25 protein-coding genes are annotated in these 24,338 nt (G+C 69.8%); 14 read left to right on the top strand and 11 right to left on the bottom strand.

Translation table 11 applies throughout. From position 1 onward, the window contains the following. Positions 1-118 precede the first annotated feature (118 nt). From dhaK to ND450_RS39030, 5 genes are all read left to right on the top strand, one after another. Positions 119-1,111 (top strand): dihydroxyacetone kinase subunit DhaK, encoded by a 993-nt coding sequence (gene dhaK / locus ND450_RS39010; RefSeq protein ID WP_253323105.1) that lies wholly within the window; start codon positions 119-121, stop codon positions 1,109-1,111. Between the two features lies 1 nt (position 1,112). Next, on the top strand, positions 1,113-1,739 hold the full coding sequence (dhaL, locus tag ND450_RS39015) for a dihydroxyacetone kinase subunit DhaL (protein ID WP_253323106.1): 627 nt from the start codon (positions 1,113-1,115) through the stop codon (positions 1,737-1,739). Then, positions 1,736-2,434 carry a dihydroxyacetone kinase phosphoryl donor subunit DhaM gene (gene dhaM, locus ND450_RS39020; RefSeq protein ID WP_253323107.1) on the top strand — a complete coding sequence of 233 codons (699 nt, stop codon included), beginning with the start codon at positions 1,736-1,738 and terminating at the stop codon, positions 2,432-2,434. The genes dhaL and dhaM overlap by 4 nt, the downstream gene beginning before the upstream one ends. A gap of 843 nt (positions 2,435-3,277) precedes the next feature. After that, positions 3,278-5,053, top strand: a complete 1,776-nt coding sequence (locus tag ND450_RS39025) for a 3-hydroxyacyl-CoA dehydrogenase family protein (RefSeq protein WP_253323108.1) — start codon at positions 3,278-3,280, stop codon at positions 5,051-5,053. A 44-nt stretch (positions 5,054-5,097) separates the two neighbouring features. Next, entirely contained in the window at positions 5,098-5,715 is a 618-nt protein-coding gene (locus ND450_RS39030) for a DUF3558 family protein (protein ID WP_253323109.1), read from the top strand. A gap of 6 nt (positions 5,716-5,721) precedes the next feature. Here the strand turns inward: ND450_RS39030 and ND450_RS39035 are convergent, their stop codons facing one another. Then, a complete protein-coding gene (locus tag ND450_RS39035; protein WP_089921552.1) occupies positions 5,722-5,928 on the bottom strand; it encodes a zinc ribbon domain-containing protein in 207 nt (68 codons plus the stop codon). A gap of 33 nt (positions 5,929-5,961) precedes the next feature. On the opposite strand from ND450_RS39035, the gene ND450_RS39040 reads away from it, so the two are divergent. Then, complete coding sequence (locus tag ND450_RS39040) at positions 5,962-6,255, top strand: hypothetical protein (protein WP_253323110.1); 294 nt, start codon at positions 5,962-5,964, stop codon at positions 6,253-6,255. Here the strand turns inward: ND450_RS39040 and ND450_RS39045 are convergent. Both ND450_RS39045 and ND450_RS39050 read right to left on the bottom strand, forming a co-directional pair. After that, entirely contained in the window at positions 6,252-6,944 is a 693-nt protein-coding gene (locus ND450_RS39045; protein WP_253323111.1) for an alpha/beta fold hydrolase, read from the bottom strand. The two genes, ND450_RS39040 and ND450_RS39045, sit on opposite strands and share 4 nt — an antisense overlap. Further along, positions 6,944-7,486, bottom strand: coding sequence for a GNAT family N-acetyltransferase (locus ND450_RS39050; protein ID WP_253323112.1), 543 nt, complete (start codon positions 7,484-7,486; stop codon positions 6,944-6,946). Before ND450_RS39050 ends, ND450_RS39045 begins: the two co-directional genes overlap by 1 nt. Positions 7,487-7,508: 22 nt before the next feature. Between ND450_RS39050 and ND450_RS39055 the strand changes: the two genes are divergently transcribed. Beyond that, complete coding sequence (locus tag ND450_RS39055; protein ID WP_253323113.1) at positions 7,509-8,054, top strand: histidine phosphatase family protein; 546 nt, start codon at positions 7,509-7,511, stop codon at positions 8,052-8,054. Here the strand turns inward: ND450_RS39055 and ND450_RS39060 are convergent. Together ND450_RS39060 and ccrA are read right to left on the bottom strand one after the other, a co-directional pair. Next, on the bottom strand, positions 8,026-9,402 hold the full coding sequence (locus tag ND450_RS39060) for a chromosome segregation protein (RefSeq protein WP_253323114.1): 1,377 nt from the start codon (positions 9,400-9,402) through the stop codon (positions 8,026-8,028). The genes ND450_RS39055 and ND450_RS39060 overlap by 29 nt on opposite strands. 36 nt (positions 9,403-9,438) lie before the next feature. After that, the gene (gene ccrA, locus ND450_RS39065; protein ID WP_253323115.1) at positions 9,439-10,752 is read right to left on the bottom strand and encodes a crotonyl-CoA carboxylase/reductase; all 1,314 of its coding nucleotides are present in this window, start codon (positions 10,750-10,752) and stop codon (positions 9,439-9,441) included. A gap of 164 nt (positions 10,753-10,916) precedes the next feature. On the opposite strand from ccrA, the gene ND450_RS39070 reads away from it, so the two are divergent. Beyond that, positions 10,917-11,276, top strand: coding sequence for an SPW repeat protein (locus ND450_RS39070; protein ID WP_089921752.1), 360 nt, complete (start codon positions 10,917-10,919; stop codon positions 11,274-11,276). Positions 11,277-11,338: 62 nt separating this feature from the next. Next, positions 11,339-11,908, top strand: a complete 570-nt coding sequence (locus ND450_RS39075) for a TetR/AcrR family transcriptional regulator (RefSeq protein ID WP_089921548.1) — start codon at positions 11,339-11,341, stop codon at positions 11,906-11,908. Here ND450_RS39075 and mce read toward each other — a convergent pair. After that, positions 11,868-12,317, bottom strand: coding sequence for a methylmalonyl-CoA epimerase (gene mce / locus ND450_RS39080; RefSeq protein ID WP_089921547.1), 450 nt, complete (start codon positions 12,315-12,317; stop codon positions 11,868-11,870). The genes ND450_RS39075 and mce overlap by 41 nt on opposite strands. Positions 12,318-12,442: 125 nt before the next feature. Here mce and ND450_RS39085 point away from each other — a divergent pair, with 125 nt between their 5' ends. From ND450_RS39085 to ND450_RS39105, 5 genes are all read left to right on the top strand, one after another. After that, positions 12,443-13,633 carry an acetyl-CoA C-acetyltransferase gene (locus ND450_RS39085; protein WP_253323116.1) on the top strand — a complete coding sequence of 397 codons (1,191 nt, stop codon included), beginning with the start codon at positions 12,443-12,445 and terminating at the stop codon, positions 13,631-13,633. Between the two features lie 9 nt (positions 13,634-13,642). Then, on the top strand, positions 13,643-14,593 hold the full coding sequence (gene meaB, locus ND450_RS39090; protein WP_253323117.1) for a methylmalonyl Co-A mutase-associated GTPase MeaB: 951 nt from the start codon (positions 13,643-13,645) through the stop codon (positions 14,591-14,593). Next, entirely contained in the window at positions 14,590-15,198 is a 609-nt protein-coding gene (locus tag ND450_RS39095) for a hypothetical protein (RefSeq protein WP_089921544.1), read from the top strand. Before meaB ends, ND450_RS39095 begins: the two co-directional genes overlap by 4 nt. 227 nt (positions 15,199-15,425) lie before the next feature. After that, the gene (locus tag ND450_RS39100; RefSeq protein ID WP_253323118.1) at positions 15,426-16,937 is read left to right on the top strand and encodes a GAF domain-containing protein; all 1,512 of its coding nucleotides are present in this window, start codon (positions 15,426-15,428) and stop codon (positions 16,935-16,937) included. Further along, positions 16,928-17,581: a response regulator transcription factor gene (locus ND450_RS39105; RefSeq protein ID WP_253323119.1), complete on the top strand. Its 654-nt coding sequence runs from the start codon at positions 16,928-16,930 to the stop codon at positions 17,579-17,581. The genes ND450_RS39100 and ND450_RS39105 overlap by 10 nt, the downstream gene beginning before the upstream one ends. 4 nt (positions 17,582-17,585) lie before the next feature. Here ND450_RS39105 and ND450_RS39110 read toward each other — a convergent pair whose 3' ends face one another. The 5 genes from ND450_RS39110 to ND450_RS39130 form a co-directional block, all read right to left on the bottom strand. Next, positions 17,586-19,100, bottom strand: a complete 1,515-nt coding sequence (locus ND450_RS39110) for an alpha/beta hydrolase (protein ID WP_253323120.1) — start codon at positions 19,098-19,100, stop codon at positions 17,586-17,588. After that, positions 19,097-20,611 carry an alpha/beta hydrolase gene (locus ND450_RS39115; protein ID WP_253323121.1) on the bottom strand — a complete coding sequence of 505 codons (1,515 nt, stop codon included), beginning with the start codon at positions 20,609-20,611 and terminating at the stop codon, positions 19,097-19,099. The genes ND450_RS39110 and ND450_RS39115 overlap by 4 nt, the downstream gene beginning before the upstream one ends. A 10-nt stretch (positions 20,612-20,621) precedes the next feature. Next, positions 20,622-22,148 (bottom strand): alpha/beta hydrolase, encoded by a 1,527-nt coding sequence (locus tag ND450_RS39120; RefSeq protein WP_253323122.1) that lies wholly within the window; start codon positions 22,146-22,148, stop codon positions 20,622-20,624. 181 nt (positions 22,149-22,329) lie between these two features. Further along, complete coding sequence (locus ND450_RS39125; RefSeq protein WP_253323123.1) at positions 22,330-23,304, bottom strand: ABC transporter substrate-binding protein; 975 nt, start codon at positions 23,302-23,304, stop codon at positions 22,330-22,332. 14 nt (positions 23,305-23,318) lie between these two features. Further along, a complete protein-coding gene (locus ND450_RS39130) occupies positions 23,319-24,332 on the bottom strand; it encodes an ABC transporter permease (protein WP_371927534.1) in 1,014 nt (337 codons plus the stop codon). Positions 24,333-24,338 lie beyond the last annotated feature (6 nt).

Raw genomic sequence — 24,338 nt, forward strand, 5'->3', positions numbered from 1 at the left:
GATGTTGACCAGCATTTCTTAGGGCAGGCTAACGGTAGCGGGGACCTTTGCCGGTTCCGAGTGTCAGACCCCCGGAGTAAGAAGGAACACGGTCACCGCCGATCGGAAGGGCTGTTCGATGAAGAAGATCATCAATGATCCGGAAACCGTGGTGCAGGACGCGCTCCGGGGCATGCAGGCAGCCCATCCCGATCTGCTCGCCGTGCACCACGACCCAGCGGTCATCGTGCGCGCCGGTGGGCCAGTGCGGGGCAAGGTCGCGATCATCTCGGGCGGGGGCTCGGGTCACGAACCGCTGCACGGCGGGTTCGTCGGGCGCGGCATGCTCGACGCGGCCTGTCCGGGGCCCGTGTTCACGTCGCCGACCTCGGACCAGGTGGTCGACGCCATCGCCCGCACCGACGGCGGCGCGGGGGCGCTGCTGGTCGTGAAGAACTACACGGGCGACGTGCTGAACTTCGAGATGGCCGCCGAGCTCGCGGAGTCGGAGGTCCGCTCGGTCGTGATCGACGACGACGTGGCGGTGAAGGACTCGCTGTACACGGCCGGCCGCCGCGGCGTCGGCGGCACGGTGCTGCTGGAGAAGATCGTGGGCGCGGCGGCGGAGCGCGGCGACGACCTGGCGGCGTGCGAGGCGCTGGCGTTGCGGGTGATCGCGTCGGTGCGGTCGATGGGGCTGGCGCTGACCTCGTGCGTGGTGCCGCACGTGGGGTCGCCGTCGTTCGAGCTGGCGGACGACGAGATGGAGGTCGGCATCGGCATCCACGGCGAGCCCGGCCGGCAGAAGGTGAAGGCGGGAACGGCGTCGGAGATGGTGTCGGCGTTGCTGGAGCCGATCCTGGACGACCTGCCGTTCGCGTCGGGCGACCGGGTGCTGCTGTTCACGAACGGGATGGGCGGCACGCCGCTCCTTGAGCTGTACTTGGCGCACGGCATCGCGGAACAGCTGCTGGCGGATCGGGGGATCACGGTGGAACGCAGGTTGGTGGGCCCGTACATCACGAGCCTGGAGATGCAGGGCATGAGCCTCTCGCTGCTGCGCCTGGACGACGAGATGGTCGAACTGTGGGATGCACCGGTCCACACGCCCGCACTGCGGTGGGGAGTCTGACGTGGGCTGCACGGCAGCGGACGTCGTGGCGGCCGTGCGAGCCGCCGCGGCCGTCATCCAGGAACACCGCGACGAACTGGTGCGCCTGGACCAGGCGATCGGCGACGCCGACCACGGCGAGAACATGAAGCGCGGCTTCACCGCCGTCGTGGCCCGTCTGGACGCCGAGCCACCCGACACCCCGGCCAAGGTGCTGAAGCTCGTGGCCACCACGCTCATCTCAACGGTGGGCGGCGCCGCGGGCCCGCTGTACGGCACCGCCTTCCTCCGCGCGTCGTCCGCACTGGGCGACGCCGCGGAACTCGACAGCGCCCTGGTCGCCCGAGCCCTGCAAGCGGCACTCGACGGCGTGATAGCGCGCGGCAAGGCCGCAGTGGGCGACAAGACGATGGTCGACGCCCTGACCCCGGCCGTCACCGCCGCCGCCTCCACCGACGGCTCGGTGGCGGCAACACTCTCCGCCGCAGCCGACGCGGCAGCGGAAGGCGCGTCGTCCACGGTGCCGATGGTCGCGCGCAAGGGCCGGGCCTCCTACCTGGGCGAGCGCAGCGCGGGCCACATGGACCCAGGTGCCCGCTCGACAGCGCTGCTCCTGCGCGCCCTCGCCGACACGGCGGCCAAGGCATGACGGACACGACCCGAGTGGGCCTGGTGGTCGTGTCCCACAGCGACATGCTGGCCAACGGCGTAGCGGAACTGGCGGCCCAGATGGCCCCGGACGTCACCGTGCAACCAGTCGGTGGCACAGAAGAAGGCGGCCTCGGCACCGACTACGGCGCAGTGGTCGAAGCCCTGGCGGACGCGGACTCCGGCGCGGGCGTGGTGGTGCTGTACGACCTGGGCAGCGCCAAGATGACGGCCGAAATGGCCGTGGAATCGGCAGACGACCCGTCCCGCTACGCGGTGGTGGACGCCCCACTGGTGGAAGGCGCCGTGGCCGCAGCCGTAGCCGCACAGGGAGGCGCCGCCCTGGCAGACGTGGCAGCGACAGCAGAAGGCGCCGCGAGCGAAACCCCGGCCGCCGCCCCCGACCGCCCCGCCCTGCACCTGGTGCAGGGCGCGGTGTCAGCAGAGGTGCCGCTGACCAACGAGGTGGGCCTACACGCCCGCCCAGCCGCACTGCTGGCCCGAACCGTGGCAGAGCTGGACGCCGACGTGACCGTCCGCTACGGCACAGAGGAGGCGAACGCGGCCAGCGTCCTGGCCCTCATGGGCCTCAGCGCACCGGGCGGCAAGTCGATCACCGTCGTGGCCACGGGCAAGGACGCCGAGGAGGCGGTGCGCCGAATCGAGGAACTGGCCGAGCGGGGCTTCGACGACTAGCTCTTGCCCGAGTTGTCCACAGGTGGAGGGCGCTCTGAGCTGGGAAAATGCTCGGCGCGCGAACCTGTGGACAACGGGGAACCGAAGTCGCTTCTCGGTCGTTGCGTGACAAGGAAGCGCGCGGGGGCAGCAGCGGCTCCCGCTTCGCGACCTCATCCAGGCTCTGATCCTCGCGCCGGCCGCCACCCGTGCCTGTACACCTCCTGTCCTCGACCGCCGCAGGTGCCCGACCGCCACGCCCGACCGCCTGGCCGAGCCCGCCTGGCCGCCACAGGTGCGAGCCCGCGCCATGCCCGACGGCTTGGCTCACGACGGCTTGGCTCACGACCGCCTAGCCGCCATCTGCCGCTCGCCACCGCCGTGCGTCCGGCTCCAACCCTGTACTCGGCCTCCCCTCAAGCGGCCGCCACCCGAGCCCGGTCATCACGACCAGCCTGGGGCAGCACCCCGTCACCAGCCACCTGCCACCCCTGTAGTTCGCTGCCTTCTCGCTCAGGTCGCCCTCATCCTGCTGTCGGGCCGCCACCCCGCTACCGGATCGCCACCCCGCTGCCCGGCCGTAACCCCAGCCGCCGCCCCAGCCGCTGGCACCCCCCAGTCACCGTTCCCCCAGCCGGTGCCACCGCTCAGCCGCCACTCGTGTCCCCACCCTCAGATGGCGCAACCCACCGTTCCCCCACACGGGTTCAACAGCCAAAACGCCCCGCCCCACCACCCCCTGCACCGATCACTGTTTCGATCCCGATGGCGAAGCTCACCCCGCCCACCAGCGCCGGGAGTGGCATAGTCGCCCGCAAGTTACTCCTTGGTAGCCCACGCTTTACCCCGCATGGGAGGTCTGCAGTGGCGCGCGAAATCAACACCGTCGGAGTCGTCGGCTTCGGAACCATGGGCGCGGGCATCGTGGAGGTACTCGCGCGCACCGGGCTCGTGGTCAAGGTGGTGGAGGTCGACGCGGCCGGGCTCGAGCGCGGCCTCGGGCACCTCGAGCACTCGACCACGCGGGCCGTGCAACGCGGCAAGTTGACCGCGGAGGAGAGTGCGGCGCTGCACGCGCGGGTCAGCACCAGTCTTGACCTCCACACCCTCGCGGACTGCGATCTCGTCATCGAGGCGGTGCCGGAAAGCGTCGAGCTCAAGGCGGGGATCTTCCAGCGGCTCGACGACATCGTGAAGCCCGACGCGATCATCGCGTCCAACACGTCGTCGTTGTCGATCACCGAGATCGGCGTGCACACGAAGCGGCCCGGCAAGGTCGTCGGGCTGCACTTCTTCAACCCCACGCAGGTCCTCAAGCTGGTCGAGGTCGTGCGGACGGTCGTCACGGAGCCGGACGTGATCACCGACGTGGTCGCGTTCGCCGAGCGGCTCGGCAAGTCGCCCGTGGTGATCGGGGACCGGGCCGGGTTCATCGCCAACGCGCTTCTCTTCCCGTACCTCAACCACGCGGTGAAGATGCTGGAGTCCAAGTACGCGACGCGTGAGGACCTCGACGCGGCCATGCGGTACGGGTGCGGCTATCCGATGGGGCCGTTGGCGCTGCTTGACCTCATCGGTCTCGACACGGCGTACGAGATCCTCGACACGATGTACCACCAGTCGCGCAACCGGTTGCATTCGCCGGCGCCGCTGCTCAAGCAGATGATCACCGCCGGGTTGCTCGGCAGGAAGTCCGGGCGGGGTTTCTACACCTACGACGGGCCCGATTCGCCTGTTGTGGTCGACGACGTGCACACGCCGTCCGAAGTGGACAGTGCGGTGCAGGCGCGGGAGGTCCAGCGGGTCGGTGTCATCGGCACCGGGACGATGGCCACGGGCATCGCCGAGGTGTTCGCCAAGCGCGGGTACGACGTGGTGTTGCGCGCTCGTGGTCTCGACAAGGCGGAGAAGGCGATCGGCGCGGTGCGCAAGTCGCTCGAACGTGCCGTGAGCAAGGGCAAGCTTTCGGAGGCCGACCGCGATGCGGCGCTGAGCCGCATCTCGCCCGCTGTGGAGTTCGTGGACCTGGCGGACTGCGACCTGGTCGTGGAGGCGGTGGCCGAGGAGATCGGGATCAAGAAGGAGGTCTTCGCGGCGCTCGACGAGGTGTGCAAGCCCGGCGCCGTGCTCGCGACGACCACGTCCTCGCTGCCCGTCATCGAGGTCGCGGCGGCCACGAGCAGGCCCGCGGACGTCGTGGGGCTGCACTTCTTCAACCCCGCGCAGGTCATGAAGCTCGTCGAGGTCGTCGAGACCATCGCGACGGGTGCCGACGTGGTCGCGACGGCCCGCAAGATCTGCCTCGACCTAGGCAAGCACCCCGTGCACTGCGGTGACGTGGCCGGGTTCATCGTGAACGCGCTGCTCTTCCCGTACCTGAACGACGCGGTGCGGATGCTGGAGGCCCACTACGCCGAGGCCGATGACATCGACAACGCCATGAAGGTCGGCTGCGGCCTGCCGATGGGGCCGTTCGCACTGCTCGACGTCGTGGGGCTGGACGTGTCGCTGGCGATCCAGCGGACGCTCTACAACGAGTTCCGCGAGCCCGGGTTCGCGCCGGCGCCGCTGCTGGAGCACCTGGTCACGGCCGGCCGGCTCGGCCGCAAGACCGGCAAGGGGTTCCGCGACTACTCATGAGCCGCTAACAGGGGCACCATGTCGCGTCTGGCATGGTGGTGGCCATGCGTCGACTGGTGCTCCTGTTGGCTGTCCTCGTCCTCGCGTCCGGCTGTGCGCGGACGACCGTTGAGGGCAGTCCTGTCGCGCAGAAACCGCTCGACGTCACCTCGCCGTTCGACCAGGAGGGCTCGACCGACCCGAGCACCGACCCCGGCACGGACCCGAGCACGGACCCGAGCGAGTCCACCGAGCCGGGCACCGCGCCGATCGACGGCGAGATCACGCCCGTCTGCGCCAAGCTGAAGTGGACGGACCTGCCCTACCCCGGTGCCAAGGCCGAGACGCCGCCCACGCAGATCAACTACGACTCGACGTTCGAGGAGTCGTGCCGCTGGACGACGAAGGTCGACGACGTGGAGGTCGGCGTCTCGCTGCGGTACCGCGAGGCCAAGCAGATCACCATCGAGCGCACCACCGGCGAGTGGAACGTGAAGGACCACAAGGTCATGTACCTCGACCGGTCCGACGAGCCGGACGTCGACAAGTCGTGCGTCGTCGCGCTGCCCTACGCCGGCGGCGGGCTCGGGATCATCGTCATCGACTCGAGCGGCAAGTTCGGCACCGTCTGCGACCAGGCCCGCAAGGTCGCCGAGGTGATGATCGACCGAGAGACGGCCTGACGGCACCTAGCCGCAGCAGCCTCCACCGCAGCACCCGCCACCGCCACCGCCGGGCGCGGCCTGCTGCGTGCCGCCGATCCCGGCCATGGACAGCAACTTCACCGTGTCGGGATGGCCTTCGGGGCACGACGCCGGCGCGGACGACTCGCTCATCGGTCGCTGCACGTCGAAGGTGTCGTCGCAGGTTCGGCAACGGAACTCGTAGGTCGGCACGGACCGATTCTACGAGCGGTTTACCGTGTGGCCGTGCCTCGTCGTAACAGCCCCAAGCCGGAAGACCACCGACCACTCGGCGGTGGCGTCGGCTGGGCACGCACCGAGTCGGGTCCGGACGGAGACTGGCTGGTCCGCGCCATCTCGGGAGCACAGGCGCAGAAGACCTACCGCTGCCCCGGCTGCGACCACGAGATCCGCCCCGGCGTCGCGCACGTCGTGGCGTGGCCCGCGCAGGAGACCGGTTCGGTGGAGGAGCGCCGGCACTGGCACCAGGCGTGCTGGGACTCGCGCGGCCGGCGTGGGCCGACCGCGCGACGCCGCTAGAGCCCGACCTGCACGCGCCACCGTTCGAGGCGGGCGCGGAACTCGTCCGGCTGCTCGACGGGCGGCAGGTGGCCCGCGTTCTCGATGCGCTCGCTGGTGGAGTGGTGCAGCGTCACGGCGAGCTTCGCGGCCACGTCGGGCGGCGTGAGCTTGTCGTGCTCGCCCACGAGCACCAGCGACGGGACGTCCAGCGACTCCAGGACGTCCGTCGAGTCCGGCCGCTTCGCCATCGCCCGCTGCCACCACGCCACGTCCTCGGCGCGCTGGTCGAGGATCATGGTGCGCACCAACGCCCGTGCGGTGTCCGAGGCGTTCGGGGCGAGCAGGTTCGGCAGCATCGCGTCCACCAGCCACTCGCCGACGCCCTCGCGTTCGACGCGGTCCGCCATGGCGTGCCGGTTCTCGACCGCCTCCGGTGCGTCCGCGGTGTGCTTGGTGTCGACGAAGACCAGACCCTTGACGCGTTCCGGCGCACGCCTGAGGAGCGCCATCGCGACGTAGCCGCCCATCGAGCAACCGCCGAGCACGACGCTGTCCAGCCCTCGTTCGTCCAGCACGCCGAGGACCTGAGCCGCGACGGTGTCGAGGTCGGGTTCGCCGTGGCCGCGCAACGACGGCGTGAGCGCGCCCGGCACGTCCCACATCCGCGCGTCGAGCGGAAAAGCGTGCAGCAGCACCAGGTCGTCCATCAGCTCTCCCACTCCGGCGCCAGCACCGACCACACCTCGACGTCCTGGCGGACCCCGCGGTGCAGGGAGTACGAGCGCAGCACCCCGTCCCTGCTCATCCCGAGCCGCCGCGCGACCGCGATGCTGGGCGCGTTCGCCGACGACACCAGCCACTCAACCCGATGCACGCCTCGCTCGCGAATCGCCCAGTCGATCAGCACCCTCGCCGCCCGCGTGATCAACCCCCTGCCGGTCGCGGCGGGTTCGAGCCAGCACCCGACCTCGGCGCGTCCCTGCGGGATGTCCATCACGCGGAACAGGACCCCGCCGACGAGTTTGTCGTCGAGCCAGATCCCGAAGATCCGTCCGACGTCGGCTGCCGCTTTGTCCGCGTAGCCCTGCAACAGCTTGCGCGCGCTCTCCAGGTCTTTCGCCGCGTCGGCGAACCCGATGTGCTGCCCGATGAACTCGCGGCCGCGCTCCATGTGCGCGAAGAACTCCTCGGCCTGCCACGGTTCCAACGGCCTGAGCTCGGCGTCTGTGCCGAGCGGTTTCCCGAACATCCTGTTCCCCCAAGATGGTGTGGTGACCACGCGAATCGTATTGGTGCGCCACGCGCAGTCCGTGCCGCCGCGCCTCGGCGTGCCCGATGACGACCGGCGCCCGCTGAGCGCTCTGGGCCTGGAGCAGGCTGAGGCTTTGGTCTCGCGGCTCGTCGCGTACGCACCGGTCGCGGTGCTGTCGAGTCCGCAGTCGCGTGCGGTGCAGACCGTTCGACCGGCCGCGGACGCGCTGGGGCTCGCGGTGACGGCGTGGCCCGAGCTGCGGGAGTGGGAGTCCGGGCTGCTCCCGAGCGCCGACTGGGAGTCGTTGTACGCGCGGAGCTGGGCTCGGCCCGATTCGGCGCACGGGGTGGGGGAGAGCTTGGACGCGCTGACGGTGCGGGCCGGGAAAGCGTTGGCGCGCATGACTGTGGAGTACCCGGACGCGACCGTGCTGGTGGGGTCGCACGGGACGTTCCTGTCGCGTGCGCTGATCGCGGCGGGGCACCGCGCGGACTGGGAGTCGTGCCGCGCGATGCCGATGCCGGCCGTCTACGAGGTCACTTCTTCGACGGCTGCGGGCGCGTGAGCTTGGCCGTGGGGCCGTCGAGCTGCGCCGCCTGGGGCTGCGCCGGCTTGTTCGGGGCGGCGGGAGCCTGCGGCTTGGCCTGGGCCTGGGCGGCCTGCTGCGCCGGAGCAGGTGGCTGTGCCGGAGTGGCCGCGGGGGCCTGCGGTTGTGCTTGGGGCGAGACGGCAGGTGCCTGGGGAGCCGGTGCCTGCGGAGCGGCCTGAGCCGGTGCGGCCTTGGCCTGCGCGGGCGCGGGCTGGGGCTGAACCGGAGCCTGCGCGGGAGCACCCTGAACCTGACCGCCCTGAACCTGACCGCCCTGTGCCGGAGCGCCTTGTGCGGGCCCACCCTGGGTGGGAGCCGGCGGCTTCTCCTCCTCCACCGGGTCGAGCAGCGGCACGACCTCCTGCAGCGCCGTCCGCACGTTGTGGAGCTGGTGCGACAGGCGGTTGCGCAGGTTGCGGAGCTGTTCGACGCGCTGGGTGGCGGCGGTGGTGCGGCGGTTGGCCTCCTCGGTGGCCTCGCGCACGCGGCGGTTCGACTCCTCGGTCGCCTCCTGGATGCGGGCGGTGGCCTCGGTGACCGAGTCGTGGCGGCGGCGGTTCGCCTCTTCGGTGGCCTCGCGGATCCGGCGCTCGGCGTCGGCCTTCGAGGTGGCCTGCTCCTGGGCGATGGCCGCGCGGACGCGGGCCGCCTCCTCGGCCGCCTCGCGGACGCGGCGGTCGGCCTCGCCCTTCGAGGTGGCCTCCTGGGTGGCGAGCGTGGCCATGGCCTCGGACCTGCGGGCCGCCATCGCGATCTCGAAGTCCTCTTCGACGGTGATGCGGCGCTGCTCGGACTCGTCGGCGATCTTGCGGGCGGCGGACTCCGCCTCCGAGACGATCTTCTCCGCCTCGTTGCGCGCCGTTTCGAGGACGCCCTTGTGCTCGGCCTCCATCGCGGCACGGCGTTCGTCCAGCTCGGCGATCAGCTTCTCGTAGCGCTGGCGCAGCACGCCCGCGTCGGCTTCCGCCTTGGCGCGGATGTGCCCGCCCTCGGCCTCGGCGCGCGCCTTGATCTCGTTCGCCTCGTCCTGGGCCAGCCGCAGCATGCGCTGGAGGCGCTCGGAGAGCCCCTCCAGCGTCGTCGGCGGCAGCGACAGGCGCTCCACCTGGTTGCGCAGCTCGGTCATCTCCGAGCGCGCGGCTTCCAGCTGGCGCGCCAGGTCGGACGTCTGGGACACGGCGGCATCGCGGTCCGCGGCCAGCAGCCGCAGGTCCGAGTCGAGGCGTTCGAGATGATCCTCGACCTGGGCGCGGTCGTACCCGCGCTTGACGATGTCGAAGCCGGATCCCAGTGGGACGAGGTCACGGTCGTCGGCGAGGCCCATGCCCCTCACGCTACCCGTTCGGGTAACCCCGGAAGGTCACACACCCCGGAATCGATTGATAGCTGTGAGGTGCTTCGCGCGCAGTTCGTGATCGAGGACACCAAGACCTTCTTCCGGCGCAAGGCACAGCACGCCGACCTTGCCCTGGTGCACGTTGCGGTGGACGTCGTGCGCCGCCTGGCCCGTTTCGTCCATTGAGTACACCTTGGACACGGTCGGGTGGATCTTTCCCTTGGCGATCAACCGGTTCGCCTCCCACGCCTCGCGGTAGTTCGCGAAGTGGGAGGACAGGATGTGCTTGAGGTTCATCCAGAGGTAGCGGTTGTCGTACTGGTGCATGTACCCGGAGGTCGACGCGCACGTCACGATCTTGCCGCCCTTGCGCGCCACGAACACCGACGCGCCGAACGTCTCACGGCCGGGGTGCTCGAACACGATGTCCGGGTCCTCGCCGCCGGTCAGCTCGCGGATCTTCGCGCCGAACCGCTTCCACTCGCGCGGGTCCTGCTCGTGCTCGTTCTTCCAGAACTTGTAGCCCTCGGCCGAGCGGTCGATGATCAGTTCGGCGCCCATCGAACGGACGATCTCCGCCTTCTCCGGCGAGGAGACGACGCAGACGGGCGTCGCGCCGCCGTTCAACGCGAACTGCGTGGCGTACGAACCGAGGCCGCCGGACGCGCCCCAGATCAGGACCGTGTCGCCCTGCTTCATGTTCGCGCCGTTGGTCGACACGAGCTGCCGGTACGCGGTGGAGTTCACGAGACCCGGCGACGCCGCCTCCTCCCACGTGAGGTGCTTGGGCATCGGCATCAGCTGGTTCGACTTCACCAGCGCGAGGTCCGCGAGGCCGCCGAAGTTCGTCTCGAAGCCCCAGATCCGCTGCTGCGGGTCGAGCATCGTGTCGTTGTGGCCGTCCGGGGCCTCCAGCGGCACGTCCAGGCAGTGCGCCACGACCCGGTCGCCCGGCTTCCACGCGGTCACGCCGGGCCCGACGCGCACGACGACGCCGGCCAGGTCCGATCCCACGACGTGGTACGGCAGGTCGTGGCGGCCGCCCAGCTTCCGCAGGAACCCGAACGTCGACACCGGCTCGAAGATCGAGGTCCACACGGTGTTGTAGTTGATCGCGGAGGCCATCACGGCGACCAGCGCCTCACCCGGACCGAGCTCCGGCGTGGCGACCTCGTCGACGTGCAGCGACTTGCGCGGGTCTTTGTCCCTCGTCTCAAGGCCTGAGAACATGTCGGCCTCGTCCGCGTGCACGGTCACGCCCCGATAGCTCTCCGGAACGTCCAAGGAACCGATCGCGTCCAGCTCGTCGGCCAGGATCGCGTCAAGGATCTTCTGCACGGCGGCATTCCTTCCCTAGTGAGGGATAGTCGCAGGTTGCCGGAGGTTACTCAGGAGTAACCGATTCAGAATCTCAGCTGTGAGGGATTCCACTCGGAAGAGTTGACCGGGCGGCCAACCAAGGAGGAGCATCGAAGGTGTCCGAGAAGGAGGAGGTGGTGGAGATGACCAAGGCGTGGACCAGGTGGCAGGACTGGGCCGAGGTGGCGATCGGCGTGCTGGTGCTGCTGTCTCCGCTCGTCGTGGACACCTCGAACGCGGCCATGTGGACGATGATCGTGCTCGGCGCGCTCATCGCGCTCGACGGGCTCGTCGAGCTCGCACGGCCCGCGATGATCTACGGGGAGTACGTGCAGATGGTGCTCGGAGCACTGCTGTTCATCTCTCCGTGGGTGATGGGCTACAGCGACCTGATGGCGGCCTCGTGGGTCTCCTGGGTCGGTGGTGTGCTCACCATCGCCGCGGGAGCGCTGGCCATGCCCGCCGCGAACGCGGCGCACTCGGCCGCGGCTCAACCGCACTGATCAGCAGGCAGAACTGTGGGCCCGAGAGCTTTCCCGGGCCCACACACCCGTGGAGGCGATGCGTGGAGGATTCGGCCAAGGAGCGCATCCTGGCCGCGGCCGAGGAGCTGTTCGCCGACGGAGGCTTCGACGCCACCCCGACCTCGCGGATCGCCGAACGCGCCGGCGTGCCCAAGGGCCTGGTGCACTACTACTTCAACCGCAAGCAGGACCTGCTCGCCGCCCTGGTCGCGCGCCTGCCGGACAGCACCGTCGACCACCGCCGGGTCGTCGTCGCGGGCGACATCGCGGAGTCGCTCAGGAGGCTCGTCGCCGCGCTCGACGCGCGCTTGAACGCGTCACCGCTGCTCTCGCACCTGTTGTGGCGCGAGGCGGACACGCATTCGGCCGTCCGCGACGCGGTGAGGGCGCGCTACGACAACGTGGCCGCGCAGATCAAGCAGGTCATCCTGGCCGCGGGCGGTGCCGCCGTCGCGATCAAGGACGTCGAGGCGGCCGCGGCCCTCCTCGCGCTGGCCGTGAGCTACCGGCACTCGGTGGCGCGGCACAGCGACGAGGACGACCCGATCGACCGCGAACTGGCGTTCGTGGCTAGTGCGCTGGGGCAGCCGCAGGCTCGACCAGCTCGATGAGCACGCCGCCCGCGTCCTTGGGGTGCACGAAGTTCACCCTGCTGTCGGACGTGCCGCGCTTGGCGGCGTCGTAGAGCAGGCGCAGGCCCTTGGCCCGCAGCGCGTCCGCCGCGGCGTCCACATCGGACACCCGGTAGGCGAGCTGCTGCAGGCCGGGGCCGGAGCGGCCGATGAACTTGGCGATCGTCGAGTCCTCGTTCAGCGGCGCGAGCAGCTGGATCGCGGTGCCGCCGTGGTCGCCGGGCGCGTGCAGCATCGCCTCGCGCACGCCCTGCTCCTCGTTGACCTCCTCGTGGGCCACCTCGAGGCCGAAGTTGTCGCGGTAGAACGCGATGGCCACGTCGAGGTCAGGCACCGCGATGCCGACGTGGTCGATCGCGGTCACGAATCGAGTGAGTTCTGCGTTCATGGTCCGTGAGGGTATCCACGTGATCGGTGCAGGTGCTCCTGTGCGGGGTCTCACACGATTACCGCAGGGTAGCCGCCGGTATGGTTCCTTGTTAACGACCGTTCGCTCTTCCAATGGAGGCAGTTGTGTCCGGTTCCGTGATCGTCGCCGGGGCGCGCACCCCGATGGGCCGACTGCTGGGATCGCTCAAGGACTTCTCGGGCGCCCAGCTGGGTGGCGTCGCGATCAAGGCGGCACTGGAACGCGCGGGCGTCGCCCCCGAGCAGGTGCAGTACGTGATCATGGGTCAGGTCCTCACCGCCGGCGCGGGCCAGATCCCCGCCCGCCAGGCCGCGGTGGCCGCGGGCATCCCGATGAACGTGCCGGCGCTCACCATCAACAAGGTCTGCCTGTCCGGCATCGACGCGATCGCGCTGGCCGACCAGCTGATCCGCGCCGGCGAGTTCGACGTCGTCGTGGCCGGTGGCCAGGAGTCGATGACCCAGGCGCCGCACCTGCTGCCGAAGACGCGCGGCGGGTTCAAGTACGGCGACGTGACGATGGTCGACCACATGGCGCACGACGGTCTGTTCTGCGCGTTCGACCAGGTCGCGATGGGCGTCTCGACCGAGAAGTACAACGAGCGCTACGGCGTCACGCGCGAGGAGCAGGACGCGTTCTCCGCGCGCTCGCACCAGCTCGCCGCGAAGGCCGCCGAGAACGGTGTCTTCGACGCCGAGATCGCGCCGGTCCCCATCCCGCAGCGCAAGGGCGACCCGATCCAGTTCGCCACCGACGAGGGCGTGCGCGGCGACACGACCGCCGACACGCTCGGCAAGCTGCGCCCGGCGTTCGCCGCGGACGGCACCATCACCGCGGGCTCGGCGTCGCAGATCTCCGACGGCGCGGCGGCCGTGGTCGTGATGAGCAAGGCGAAGGCCGAGGAACTGGGCCTCGAGTGGATCGCGGAGATCGGCGCCCACGGCGTCGTCGCGGGTCCGGACGCCTCGCTGCACGAGCAGCCGTCCAACGCCATCAAGGCCGCGTGCGCCAAGGAGGGCATCGACCCCGCTTCCCTGGACCTCATCGAGATCAACGAGGCGTTCGCGGCGGTCGGCATCGTCTCCACCCGTCAGCTCGGGATCTCCGAGGACAAGGTCAACGTCAACGGCGGCGCCATCGCGCTGGGCCACCCGATCGGCATGTCCGGCGCCCGCATCGCCCTGCACCTCGCACTCGAGCTGCAGCGGCGCGGCGGCGGCGTGGGTGCCGCGGCGCTGTGCGGCGGTGGTGGTCAGGGCGACGCGCTGATCATCCGCGTGCCCGCCAAGGCCTAGTCTGCGCCTGTGGGCACAGCTGTTGACGTAACAGGACTGGTCGACCGCGCGCGTGACGGCGAGCCGCGCGCGGTCGCCAGGCTGATCTCCCTGGTGGAACAGTCGAGCTCCGCGCTGCCCGAGGTGGCGGCGGCGCTCGCACCCCACACGGGAAACGCCCAGGTCATCGGCCTGACCGGCGCCCCCGGCGTCGGCAAGTCGACCTCCACCAACGCCCTGGTGTGCGCCTACCGCGAGCAGGGCAAGCGCGTCGCGGTCATCGCCGTCGACCCGTCCAGCCCGTTCTCCGGCGGCGCACTGCTGGGCGACCGCGTCCGCATGGGCGACCACGCCACCGATCCCGGCGTCTTCATCCGCTCGATGGCCACCCGCGGCCACCTCGGCGGCCTGTCCTGGGCCACCCCGCAGGCGTTGCGCGTGCTCGACGCCGCCGGCTTCGACGTGGTCCTCGTGGAAACGGTCGGCGTGGGTCAGTCCGAGGTGGAGGTCGTCGCCCTCGCCGACACCACGATCGTGCTCCTCGCACCGGGCATGGGTGACGGCATCCAGGCCGCCAAGGCTGGCATCCTGGAGATCGCCGACGTGTTCGTCGTCAACAAGGCGGACCGCGACGGCGCCGACCAGACCGCGCGAGACCTCAAGTACATGATCTCCCTGGGCCGCCGCGACCGCTCCGGCCCTGCCTGGCGCCCACCGGTCGTGAAGACGGTGGCCGCGCGCATGGAGGGCCTCGACCGAGTGGTGGAGGCGATCGCCGAGCACCACGAGTGGATGGCCACCCACGGCGAACTCACCGAACGCCGCCTGCGCCGCGCGGGCGCCGAGATCGAGGCGATCGCCGTGGAACGCGTCCGCACCCGCTTCGGCCCGGTGGACGACCTCGCGAAGCGCGTGGTCTCCGGCGAGCTCGACCCGTTCGCCGCCGCGGAGTTGTTGATCAGCGGTAATCTGCGGTCATGACTGCTTGGGGAGCGCCTCAGCCCGTCGTCCTCGACCTCGGCAAGAGCGACACCCGCAAAGTCCTCATCGGCGGCACGGTGGCCGGCGCCCTGGGCATCCTCGCCCTGGTGGGAGCCGTCACCGCCTTCATGGACGGCGAACCGGTCGGCGGCAGCATCGCGGCCGTCATCGGCATCGCGTTCACCGGCATCGGCGTGATGGCGGTGGTGAAGTGGAAGACGATCTCCCGCCCGCGCAAACTCGTCATCGAGCAGGGCGGCATCCGCCTCGACGACCCGCAGGGCATGCCGTGGGCGGTGCCCTGGCAGGAGCTGGGCGCGATCTCGATCTCCCGCACCCAGGAACGCGCGGTCCAGCTCGCCGACGCCCTGGTCCGCCGGACGCTGGTGCGCGTCGACCTGCACCCGCGCGACCCGCAGCGGTTCCGGCCGGCGCACCCGACGATGGAGCCCCTGTGGGAGTTCCACCGGGTGCAGAACGGGTACCGGCTGCCGCTCGGGGACTCGGCCGGGTTCATCGGGCCGATCGACCACGGGTTGCGGACGTTCGCGCCGCAGATCTACCGCGGGGTGATCGACGAGGGGTTCAGCGTCGGCCTGCACTGAGCCGACACACCTGCTGTCGACGGCGAAGCCACATGACCCGGCTCCACACCGCCGACGCGGACCAGCTCGTCCGAACCGGCCCGCCCCACCCTCCTGACAAGACATCCCTCTACTCTCAGTAGTCCCAAAGTTCACTGTTTGCAGTGATGCCCTCCCCCTTGACTACTCAGGGGAGTTACCCTCAGTCGTTCGTGCGGTGCACTTCTATCCCTCCAAGGGGTGAAGCCGTGGGCGGCAACGTGAGCACAGAACAGCGGGTGCTGGACGTTGTGCTGTCGTTCGCCGAAGACGACACCCTCCCCGATCTCCTCCGCCACGTCGTCGAGTCCGCCTGCGACCTCATCGGCGCCCCCTACGGAGCGTTGGCGGTGATCAACGGTCACAAGGAGCTGGCCGAGTTCACCGCGCAGCACGACGGCCAGGTGCAGATCACCTCCGGTGACCCGCGCTCGATCGGGCCCGCCGACTTCCTGGGCGCGCCGATCAAGGTGCAGGACGAGACGTTCGGCAACCTCTTCCTCAGCGGCAAGGCCGAGTTCACCAGCCAGGACCGCGACATCCTCACCGCCCTGGCCACGGCCGCGGGCAGTGCCGTCGGGCACCTCGACCGGTACGAGCAGACGCGCAAGCGTGAGGTGTGGCTGCGGGCCGCTGCCGAGGTGACGACCAGGCTGCTCCTCGGCACGAACGGCCGTGACGCGCTCTACCTGGTGGCGCAGACGGCGCGCAGGACGGCCGGTGCGGACTTCGCCGCCGTCGTCCTGCCCGACCACAACGGGGACCTGGTCATCGAGGTGACCGACGGCGGCCGGTACGACGCCGAAGGCATGCGGGTGCCCAAGGAGGGCACGGTGACGTACCGGGTCTTCGAGTCGGGCATGGGGGAGTGCCACGACGAGGGCAAGGTGCCGACGGTGCCGGGGCCGTGCGCCATCGTGCCGCTCACGGTGGGGGAGCGGACCATCGGCGTGCTGATCGTGGCGCGGCCCGAGAACGAGCCCAGCTTCGACGATCCGGACCTCATCGAGGCGTTCGCGGCGCAGGCCGCGCTGGTGCTGGAGTTCACGCGGGCGCGGGGGGACACCGAACGGCTCGCCGTGCTGGAGGACCGCGACCGCATCGCGCGGGACCTGCACGACCTGGTCATCCAGCGGCTGTTCGGGCTGGGGCTCGGGTTGCAGGGGCTGACGGGGATGATCGCGAAGCCGCAGGTCACCGAGCGGATCAGCGGGTTCGTGGAGGAGGTCGACCACACGATCCGCGAGATCCGCCGCACCATCTTCTCCCTGCAGGGACCGCCTTCCGGGGGCACGAGTCTGCGCGCACAGCTGCTCAACGCCGTGCACGAGTCTGCGCGGTTGCTGGGGTTCGAGCCGGACGTGTCGCTCGAGGGGCCGTTGGACACGGTCGTGCCGGACCACGTCAGGCCCGATCTGCTCGCGACGCTGCGAGAAGCGCTCACGAACGTTGTGCGGCACGCGAGAGCGGAGCACGTCGCTGTTGCCGTGAGTGTTGATCGCACCGTGTCGAGTCTTGAGCTCTTGGTCAAGGACGACGGTCGTGGCTTGCCGTTGGCTGACGATTCGGCCGGCTCGCCCCACCACGCGGGTGGGCTGGCGAACATGGCGGCTCGGGCGCGGCGTCACCACGGTGACTGCGCGGTCGACTCGATCCCCGGTGCGGGGGTGAGCATCACCTGGTTCGTTCCGCTGGTGCTGCAGGAGGCGAGATGGCGATAGCAGTGCTGTTGGTGGACGACCACGAGATCGTGCGGCGCGGACTCGTCCAGTTGCTGGCGCAGGCGGAGGACATCCAGGTCGTCGGCCAGGCGGACAGCGCGACGTCGGCGGTCGCGCAGGCACCGCGGCTCAAGCCCGACGTCGCGATCATCGACGTGCGGTTGCCCGACGGCGACGGCGTCACGGTGTGCCGGGAGATCAAGAGCCTGGTGGACCCGCCGCCCGCGTGCCTGATGCTCACGTCCTACTCGGACGACGAGGCGCTGTTCGGCGCGATCATGGCGGGCGCCTCCGGGTACATGCTGAAGGAGGTGTCCGGCATCGACCTCGTCGCCGCCGTCCGCACCCTCGCCGCGGGCGGGTCGCTGCTGCACGCCGGCGTCACGGCGACCGTCCTGCAACGGCTGCGCGGCGGCCCCGAGGAGGATCCGCGTTACGCCGCACTGAGTCCGCAGGAACGCCGCATCCTCGACCTCATCGCCGAGGGCATGACGAACCGGCAGATCGCGAACCGCCTGTTCCTCGCCGAGAAGACCGTCAAGAACTACGTGTCGTCGTTGCTGCACAAGCTCGGGTTCGACCGCCGCACCGAGGCGGGTGTGTACGCGGCTCGCCGCAGACGCACCCACCCCGGCACGTTCTGACCGATCACCAACCAGCTCGAACCGCGAGCTCCCGCGCCTTCACGAGCGGGTTGCCCGTGCTCTCACCCGGTGCCGGCAGCGGCACACCCGGACAGCTCAGGTCCCTCGGCGGCACCACGCCGTCGACGAGGTAGCTCTCCACCACGTCGCCGACGCAGTCGTTGCCGAACCCGTAGATGCCGTGGTCGCCCTCGTCGCGCACGGTCAGCATGCGGGAACCGGCGAAACCGGCGTGTGCCCGTTGCGCGCCCGCGAGAGGCGTCGCCGGGTCGCGCACCGACTGCACCATCAACGCGGACGAGACACCGACACCGTTGGGGCGTTTCAGCTTCAGGTCCGGCCGGTCCCACCACGCACAGGGACCGGTGATCTGATAACCGCCGACGAGCGAGTAGCGCTGGACGCTCCTGGTGCCCTCGCGCTCCAGTGACCTCCGGTCCCCGCGGAACGGGGTGTCGTTGCACAGCACCGACATCTGGGTGCCCATGACCGAGTCCGGGTACTGCTTCGGAGCGGCCAGGGCCATCGGTGTCGTGCCCGCGATCAGGGCGACCAGCTGCGCCGTCCCCTCGAACGAGTCCTTGCTGTACAGGCCGGTGAAGATCACCGCGTCCAGCAGGACCGGCGTGACGACCGTGCCGTCCGGCAACGTCACGGGCTGTTCGGTGAGCCGTGCGCGCGTCTTCTCGTAGTTCTGGCGCACCTCCTCCGCGGTCTTGCCGAGCCCGAACACGTTGTCGTACTTCGCGACCCATGGCAGGAAGTCGACGCGGAACCGGAGCTCCGACCCCGCAGGCAGGTTGTCGAACACCGTTTGCCACGACTCGGTGAACTCGGTGTTGGAGTCGAGCACGATCTTGTCGAGCGTCTTCGGGAAGTAGGTGGCGTAGTGGGCGCCCATCCAGCTGCCCGCCGAGTACCCGAGCCAGCTGACCTTCTCGCGGCCGAGGACCTGGCGGAACAGGTCGAGGTCGCGCACGGTCTGCTCGGTGTTGACGTACCGGCCGAACTCGCCGGACTTGGCCTGGCAGAACTTCGCCTGCAGCTCCATGCCGCCGTAGAGCAGGTCGAGGTTCGCCCTGCTGCGGTCGCGCCAGTCGGTGGCGAGCCGGTGCTGGTAGCCGCCGCACGTGGCGTTGTCGCTGGCGCCGGTGCCGCGCACGTCGATGCCGTAGACCTCGGCGTTCTCGCTGAGCTTCGGCCGGTTCAGGTAGACCAGCGGCAACGTGCGTCCCGCGCCGCCCGGCCCGCCGGGGTTGGTGAAGACCGCGGTCTTCGCCTTACCGCTCAACGGGACCGTGCGGCTGACCGCGATGGTGATGGTCTTGCCGTTGCGCGGGTCGTGCCAGTCCATCGGAGCGGTGAACTCGCCGCACTGGAGTCGTTCGAAACCGGGCTGGTCAGTGCACTGGCGCCACTGGACCTCCTGGTTCGCGAACGCGGTGCCGGCGACGGCCTGCGGTGCCACCAGGAGCGAGGTGGCGACGGTCGCGGCGGTCAGGGCCGCCAGGCGCCTCACCAGCCGAGCCTGACCGCGAGGTCGCGGGCCTGCTCCAGCGGTCCTGCCTGCTGCTGACCCGGTTCGGGCAGCGGCACTCCGGGGCAGGACAGGTCGCGCGGCGGCGTCACGCGGTCGACGAGGTAGCGCTCGACGACGTCGTTGACGCAGGCGTTGTCGAACCCGTAGATGCCGTGGTCACCCTCGTTCTCCACGGTCAGCATCCGCGATCCGGCGAACCCGGCGTGGGCCCGGCGGGCGCCCTCGATCGGGGTCGGCGCGTCCCGTTCGGACTGCACCATCAGCGTCGGCGCGACCCCGATCCCGGTGGGCTGCCTGAGGTTCACGTCCGGCCGGTCCCAGAACGCGCAGGGCCCCATGACCTGGTAGTAGCCGAGCAACGGCCACTTGGCGCCGTCCCGCACCGCGTCGCGCTCGAGGAACCTGCGGTCGCCGCGGAACTCCGTGTCGTTGCACAGGATCGAGTGGCGCGTGGAGATCGCCGCATCCGGGTAGCTCGCCTGCGCGGTCATCGGCGCCGGCACCGCGCCCGCCAGTTCGGCGAACTTGCGCGCGGCGCCGTCGAACGCGTACTTGCTGTACTGGCCCTGGACGAGCACCAGGTCCAGCGTGACCGGGTAGTACGTGCCGTCGGGCAGCGTGACGGGCTGCTGGGCGAGCTTCGCACGCGTCCGCTCGTAGGTCTGCCGCACCTCCTCGCCGGTCTTGCCGAGGTGGAAGACGTTGTCGTGTCTGGCCACCCACGGCGCGAAGTCGACGCGGAACCGCCGCTCGAAGCCCATGCCGAAGTCGCCGAACACCGTCTGCCACGGCGCGGTGAACTCGGTGTTGGAGTCGAGCACGATCTTGTCGAGGGTCTTGGGGAAGTAGGTGGCGTAGTAGGCGCCCATCCAAGTGCCGCCGGAGTAGCCGAGCCAGCTGATCTTCTTCTTGCCGAGCACCTGGCGCAGCAGGTCCAGGTCCTTCACGGTCTGCTCGGTGGTGATGAACCTGCCGAGCTCACCGGACTTGGTCTGGCAGAACTTCGCCTGCAGCTCCATGCCGCTGTAGAGCAGGTCGAGGTTGGCCTTGGTGCGGTCACGCGGGTCCGTCGAGCCGAGAGTGTCGAACCCGCCGCAGGTGACGTTGCTGCTCGCCCCCGTCCCGCGCACGTCGATGCCGTAGATCTCCGCGTTCTCGCTGAGCTTCGGCCTTTCGAGGTAGACCAGCGGCAACGTCCTGCCCTCGCCACCGGGTCCACCCGGGTTGGTGAAGACGGCGGTCTTCGCTTTGCCGCTCAACGGGACCGTGCGGCTGACCGCGATGGTGACGGTCTTGCCGTTGCGCGGGTTGCTCCAGTCCATCGGCGCCGTGAAGCTGCCGCACTGGAGTCTTTCGAAGCCGGGCTCGTCGGTGCACTTCTGCCAGGCGATCTGCTGTGCGGCGAAGCCGCTCGCCTGCGCCTGTGGTGCGATCAGCGGTGAAGTCCCCGTGACGACGGCCAAAGCCGCCGCGATCTTCCTGCGGTGCATGTGTTTCCCCTTACCAACCGAGCCGGGTGGCGAACTGCTGTGCCGTGGCGAGCGAGGTGCCGGAGCCCTGTCCGGGTGCGGGCAGCGGTACGCCGGGGCACGTGAGGTCCTTGGCCGGCGTGACGCCGTCGACCAGGTAGCGCTCGACGACGTCGTCGACGCACGCGTTGCCGAACCCGTAGATGCCGTGGTCACCCTCGCCCTCGACGGTGAGCAGCACGGAACCCCGGAAGTTCCGGTGCGCCCGTTGCGCCTGCTCGAGCGGCGTCGCCGGGTCGCGCACCGACTGCACCATCAGCGTCGGTGCGACGCCGATCCCGGTGGGCTGCTTCAGCTTGATGTTCGGCCGGTCCCAGAAGGCGCACGGTCCGGCGATCTGCGTGTAGCCGACGAGCGGCCACTTGGCGCCGTCGCGCGCACCGTCGCGCTCCAGGTACTTCCGGTCGCCGTGGAACGGCGTGTCGTTGCAGAGGATCGAGTACGCGGTGCCCAGCTGGGCGTCCGGGTAGCTGGCCAGCGCGTTCATCCGCGCGGGCACCGCACCGGCCAGTTCCGCGAACGTCTGAGCGCCACTGGCGAAGCTGTCCTTGCTGTAGAGCGTGCCCCGCAGCAGCAGGTCGAGCGTCACGCCGTTGTACACGCCTTCCGGTCGTGTGACGGGCTGCTCGTTCAGCGCGGCGCGGGTGCGTTCGTAGGACCGGCGCACCTCTTCGCCGGTCTTGCCCAGGTGGTAGACGTCGTCGTACTTCGCCACCCACGGCAGGAAGTCGACGCGGAACCGGCGTTCGAAGGCCATGCCCCAGTCGTCGAAGATCGGCTGCCACGGCAGGGTCCAGTCGACGTTGGAGTCGAGCACGATCCTGTCGAGGGTCTTGGGGAAGTAGGTGGCGTAGTACGCGCCCATCCAGCTGCCGCCGGAGTAGCCGAGCCAGCTGATCTTCTTCTTGCCGAGCACCTGGCGCAGCAGGTCCAGGTCCTTCACCGTCTGGTCGGTGGAGACGTACCGGCCGAACTCGCCGGACTTGGTCTGGCAGAACTTCGCGAGCAGCTCCATGCCGCTGTAGAGCAGGTCGAGGTTCGCCTTGCCGCGATCGCGCGGATCGACCTGGCCGTCGGTGTTGAAGCTGCCGCAGGTGACGTTGCTGCTCGCGCCCGTGCCGCGCACGTCGATGCCGATGATCTCGGCGTTCTCGCTCAGCTTGGGCCGCTCCAGGTAGAGCAGCGGCATCGTGCGGCCAGGACCTCCCGGACCGCCGGGGTTGGTGAAGACCGTGGACTTCGCCGTGCCGTTCTTCGGCGTGAGCCGGCTGACGGCGATGGTGATCGTCTTGCCGTTGCGCGGGTTGTTCCAGTCCATCGGCGCCGTGAAGCTGCCGCACTCCAGCCGTTCCGAACCCGCGGGGAATCCCGGTGGCGGAGTGTCGAAGCACTTCTGCCACTCGATCCGCTGGACCGGTTCCGCGAGCGCCTGTGGTGCGATGAGCAGCGATGACGCCGTGACGACGGCGAGCGCCGCCGCGATTTTCCTTCGTGACATCCGAGCCCCCTCCAATGTCCACCCAGCTCATCGCTTTCGAGGGGGTGGCAGCATCGGCCTTAAGGAGGCAAACGGGTACGACTCTCGTCTTACGCCGTTGCGGGCAAACCCTGATGACGTACGTCATGGAACGCACCAGGGCCGCCCCGATCCGGGACGGCCCTGTCGTGGTCAGGCGGACTCAGCAGGACTGCTTGTAGAAGTACTTCTCGTTGGCCGCCGCGTCGTCCTTGGTGATGGCGACGAGGTCGGTCTCGATGTCGCGCTTGTTCTCCTTGCCCTCGATCGCGGCCAGGGCCTGCTCGACGCCCTGCTTGCCGATCGTGGCCGGGTCCTGGGCGATCAGGGCCTGCACGGTGCCCGCCTTCAGGTCCTCCACCTGCTTCGGCGAGGCGTCGAAGCCGACCAGGTTCACCGCGCCGGTCTTGCCCGCGTTGCGCAGGCCGGTCGCCGCGCCCTCACCGGTGTTGAGGTTCGTCGCGAACACCCCGATCAGGTCGGGGTTCGCGGCCAGGGTCGCGGTGACCTTCGAGGCCGCGGTGGCGGGCTCGTTGTCGGTGTACTGCTGGCCGATGTACTTGAGGTTCGGGAAGGCCTTGATGGCGTCCTCGAAGCCCTTGGCGCGCGCGTCCGTCGTGGACGTGCCGGCCTTGGTGTTGAGCACCAGCACCGAGCCGGACTTGCCGGCGGCGAGCTTGTTCAGCGTCTCGGCGGCGAGCTTGCCGCCCTGCTCGTTGTTGGAGGAGATGGACGAGACGCCGATCGAGGTGTCCTGGAGCTTGGTGTCGACCTCGACGACCTTGATGCCCGCGTCCTTGAGCGACTTCATCGGGCCGGCCATGGCCTTGTCGTCGGTCGGCGCGATGAGCACCGCGGCGGGCTTGGACGCCAGGATGCCGGTGACGATCGGGGTCTGCTGGGCCGCGTCGAACTTCGCCGGGGCCTGCGTGTCGAACTCGTAGCCCGCGGCCTTCGCCGCCTGCTCGAAACCGCACTGCATCGAGATGTAGAACGGCTCGGCCGTGATGCCGGGGATCAGCACCAGCTTCTTGTTCGCGGCCGAGTTCTGAGAGTTCGAGTCACCGATCTGCCCACCCCCGCCACACGCGGCGAGCAGGAAGGCGGCGGAGACGACCACTGCGGAGCGGATCTTCATTGGTCCACCTTTCCCTAACGTTGGTTGCGCGCCCGCCGCCGCGTCTGGTCCAGCCACACGGCGGCCACCAGCACGATCGCGACCGCGATCGGCTGCCAGAACTCCCTCACCCCGATGATCACGAGGCCCTTCTCCAGCACCGCCGGGATGAACACGCCGAACACCGTGCCCACCACCGAGCCCGTGCCGCCGAAGATGCTCGTCCCGCCCAGGACGACGGCGGCGATCGCGTTCAGGTTGTCCGTCTCGTGGCCGGTGACGACCGCGACGCGGAAGAACGCGTTGCCCATGAACCCCGCGAGACCGGCCAGCGTGCCCGCGAGCAGGTACACCTTCGTGAGGTGGCCCCGCACCGAGATGCCGACGCGCCGGGCCGCTTCCTCGTTCGACCCGACGGCATAGGTGTAGCGGCCGAAACGCGTGGTGGACAACAGGAGTGCGCCGAGTGCCGTGACGACGGCGGCCACGATCACGATGTTCGGGATGCCGAAGTACGTGCCGGAGCCGAAGGTGCGGTTGAGCCTGTCCGGGATGCCCGACACGTTGGAACCGTTGTTGAGCAACAGGGCCGCGCCCTGCGCCGCGCCGAACGACCCGAGCGTCACGATCAGCGGCGGGATCTTCGCCCGCGAGATCAGCAGGCCGTTGAGCAGGCCCCAGACCGCGCCGCTGACGAGCGCGACCAGCAGCCCGAACCCGATGACGCCCCAGCCCGCGTTCGTCGCGTCGCCGCCGGACACCGCGTTCATCGCCAGCGCGGACGAGACGCTCGCGAACACCAGCACCGAGCCGACGGACAGGTCGATGCCGGACGTGATGATCACGAACGTCATGCCGACCGACAGCACCAGCAGCACGGCGGTCTCCGCGAGCAGGAACTGCAGCGTGGTCACCTGGAAGACCGCGTCCGGGCGGATCGCGCCGAACGCGGCGACCAGGACCAGCAGCACCAGGCCGATCCACAGCGTGTTCGCGCTGGTCAGCCGCCTGATCAACGGCGTGCGGTGCTCGTCCGGCAGAGATGACATCGTTGT

Origin of the sequence: Lentzea sp. HUAS12 (assembly GCF_024125735.1) — a bacterium.
Classification (GTDB): Bacteria; Actinomycetota; Actinomycetes; order Mycobacteriales; family Pseudonocardiaceae; genus Lentzea; species Lentzea albida.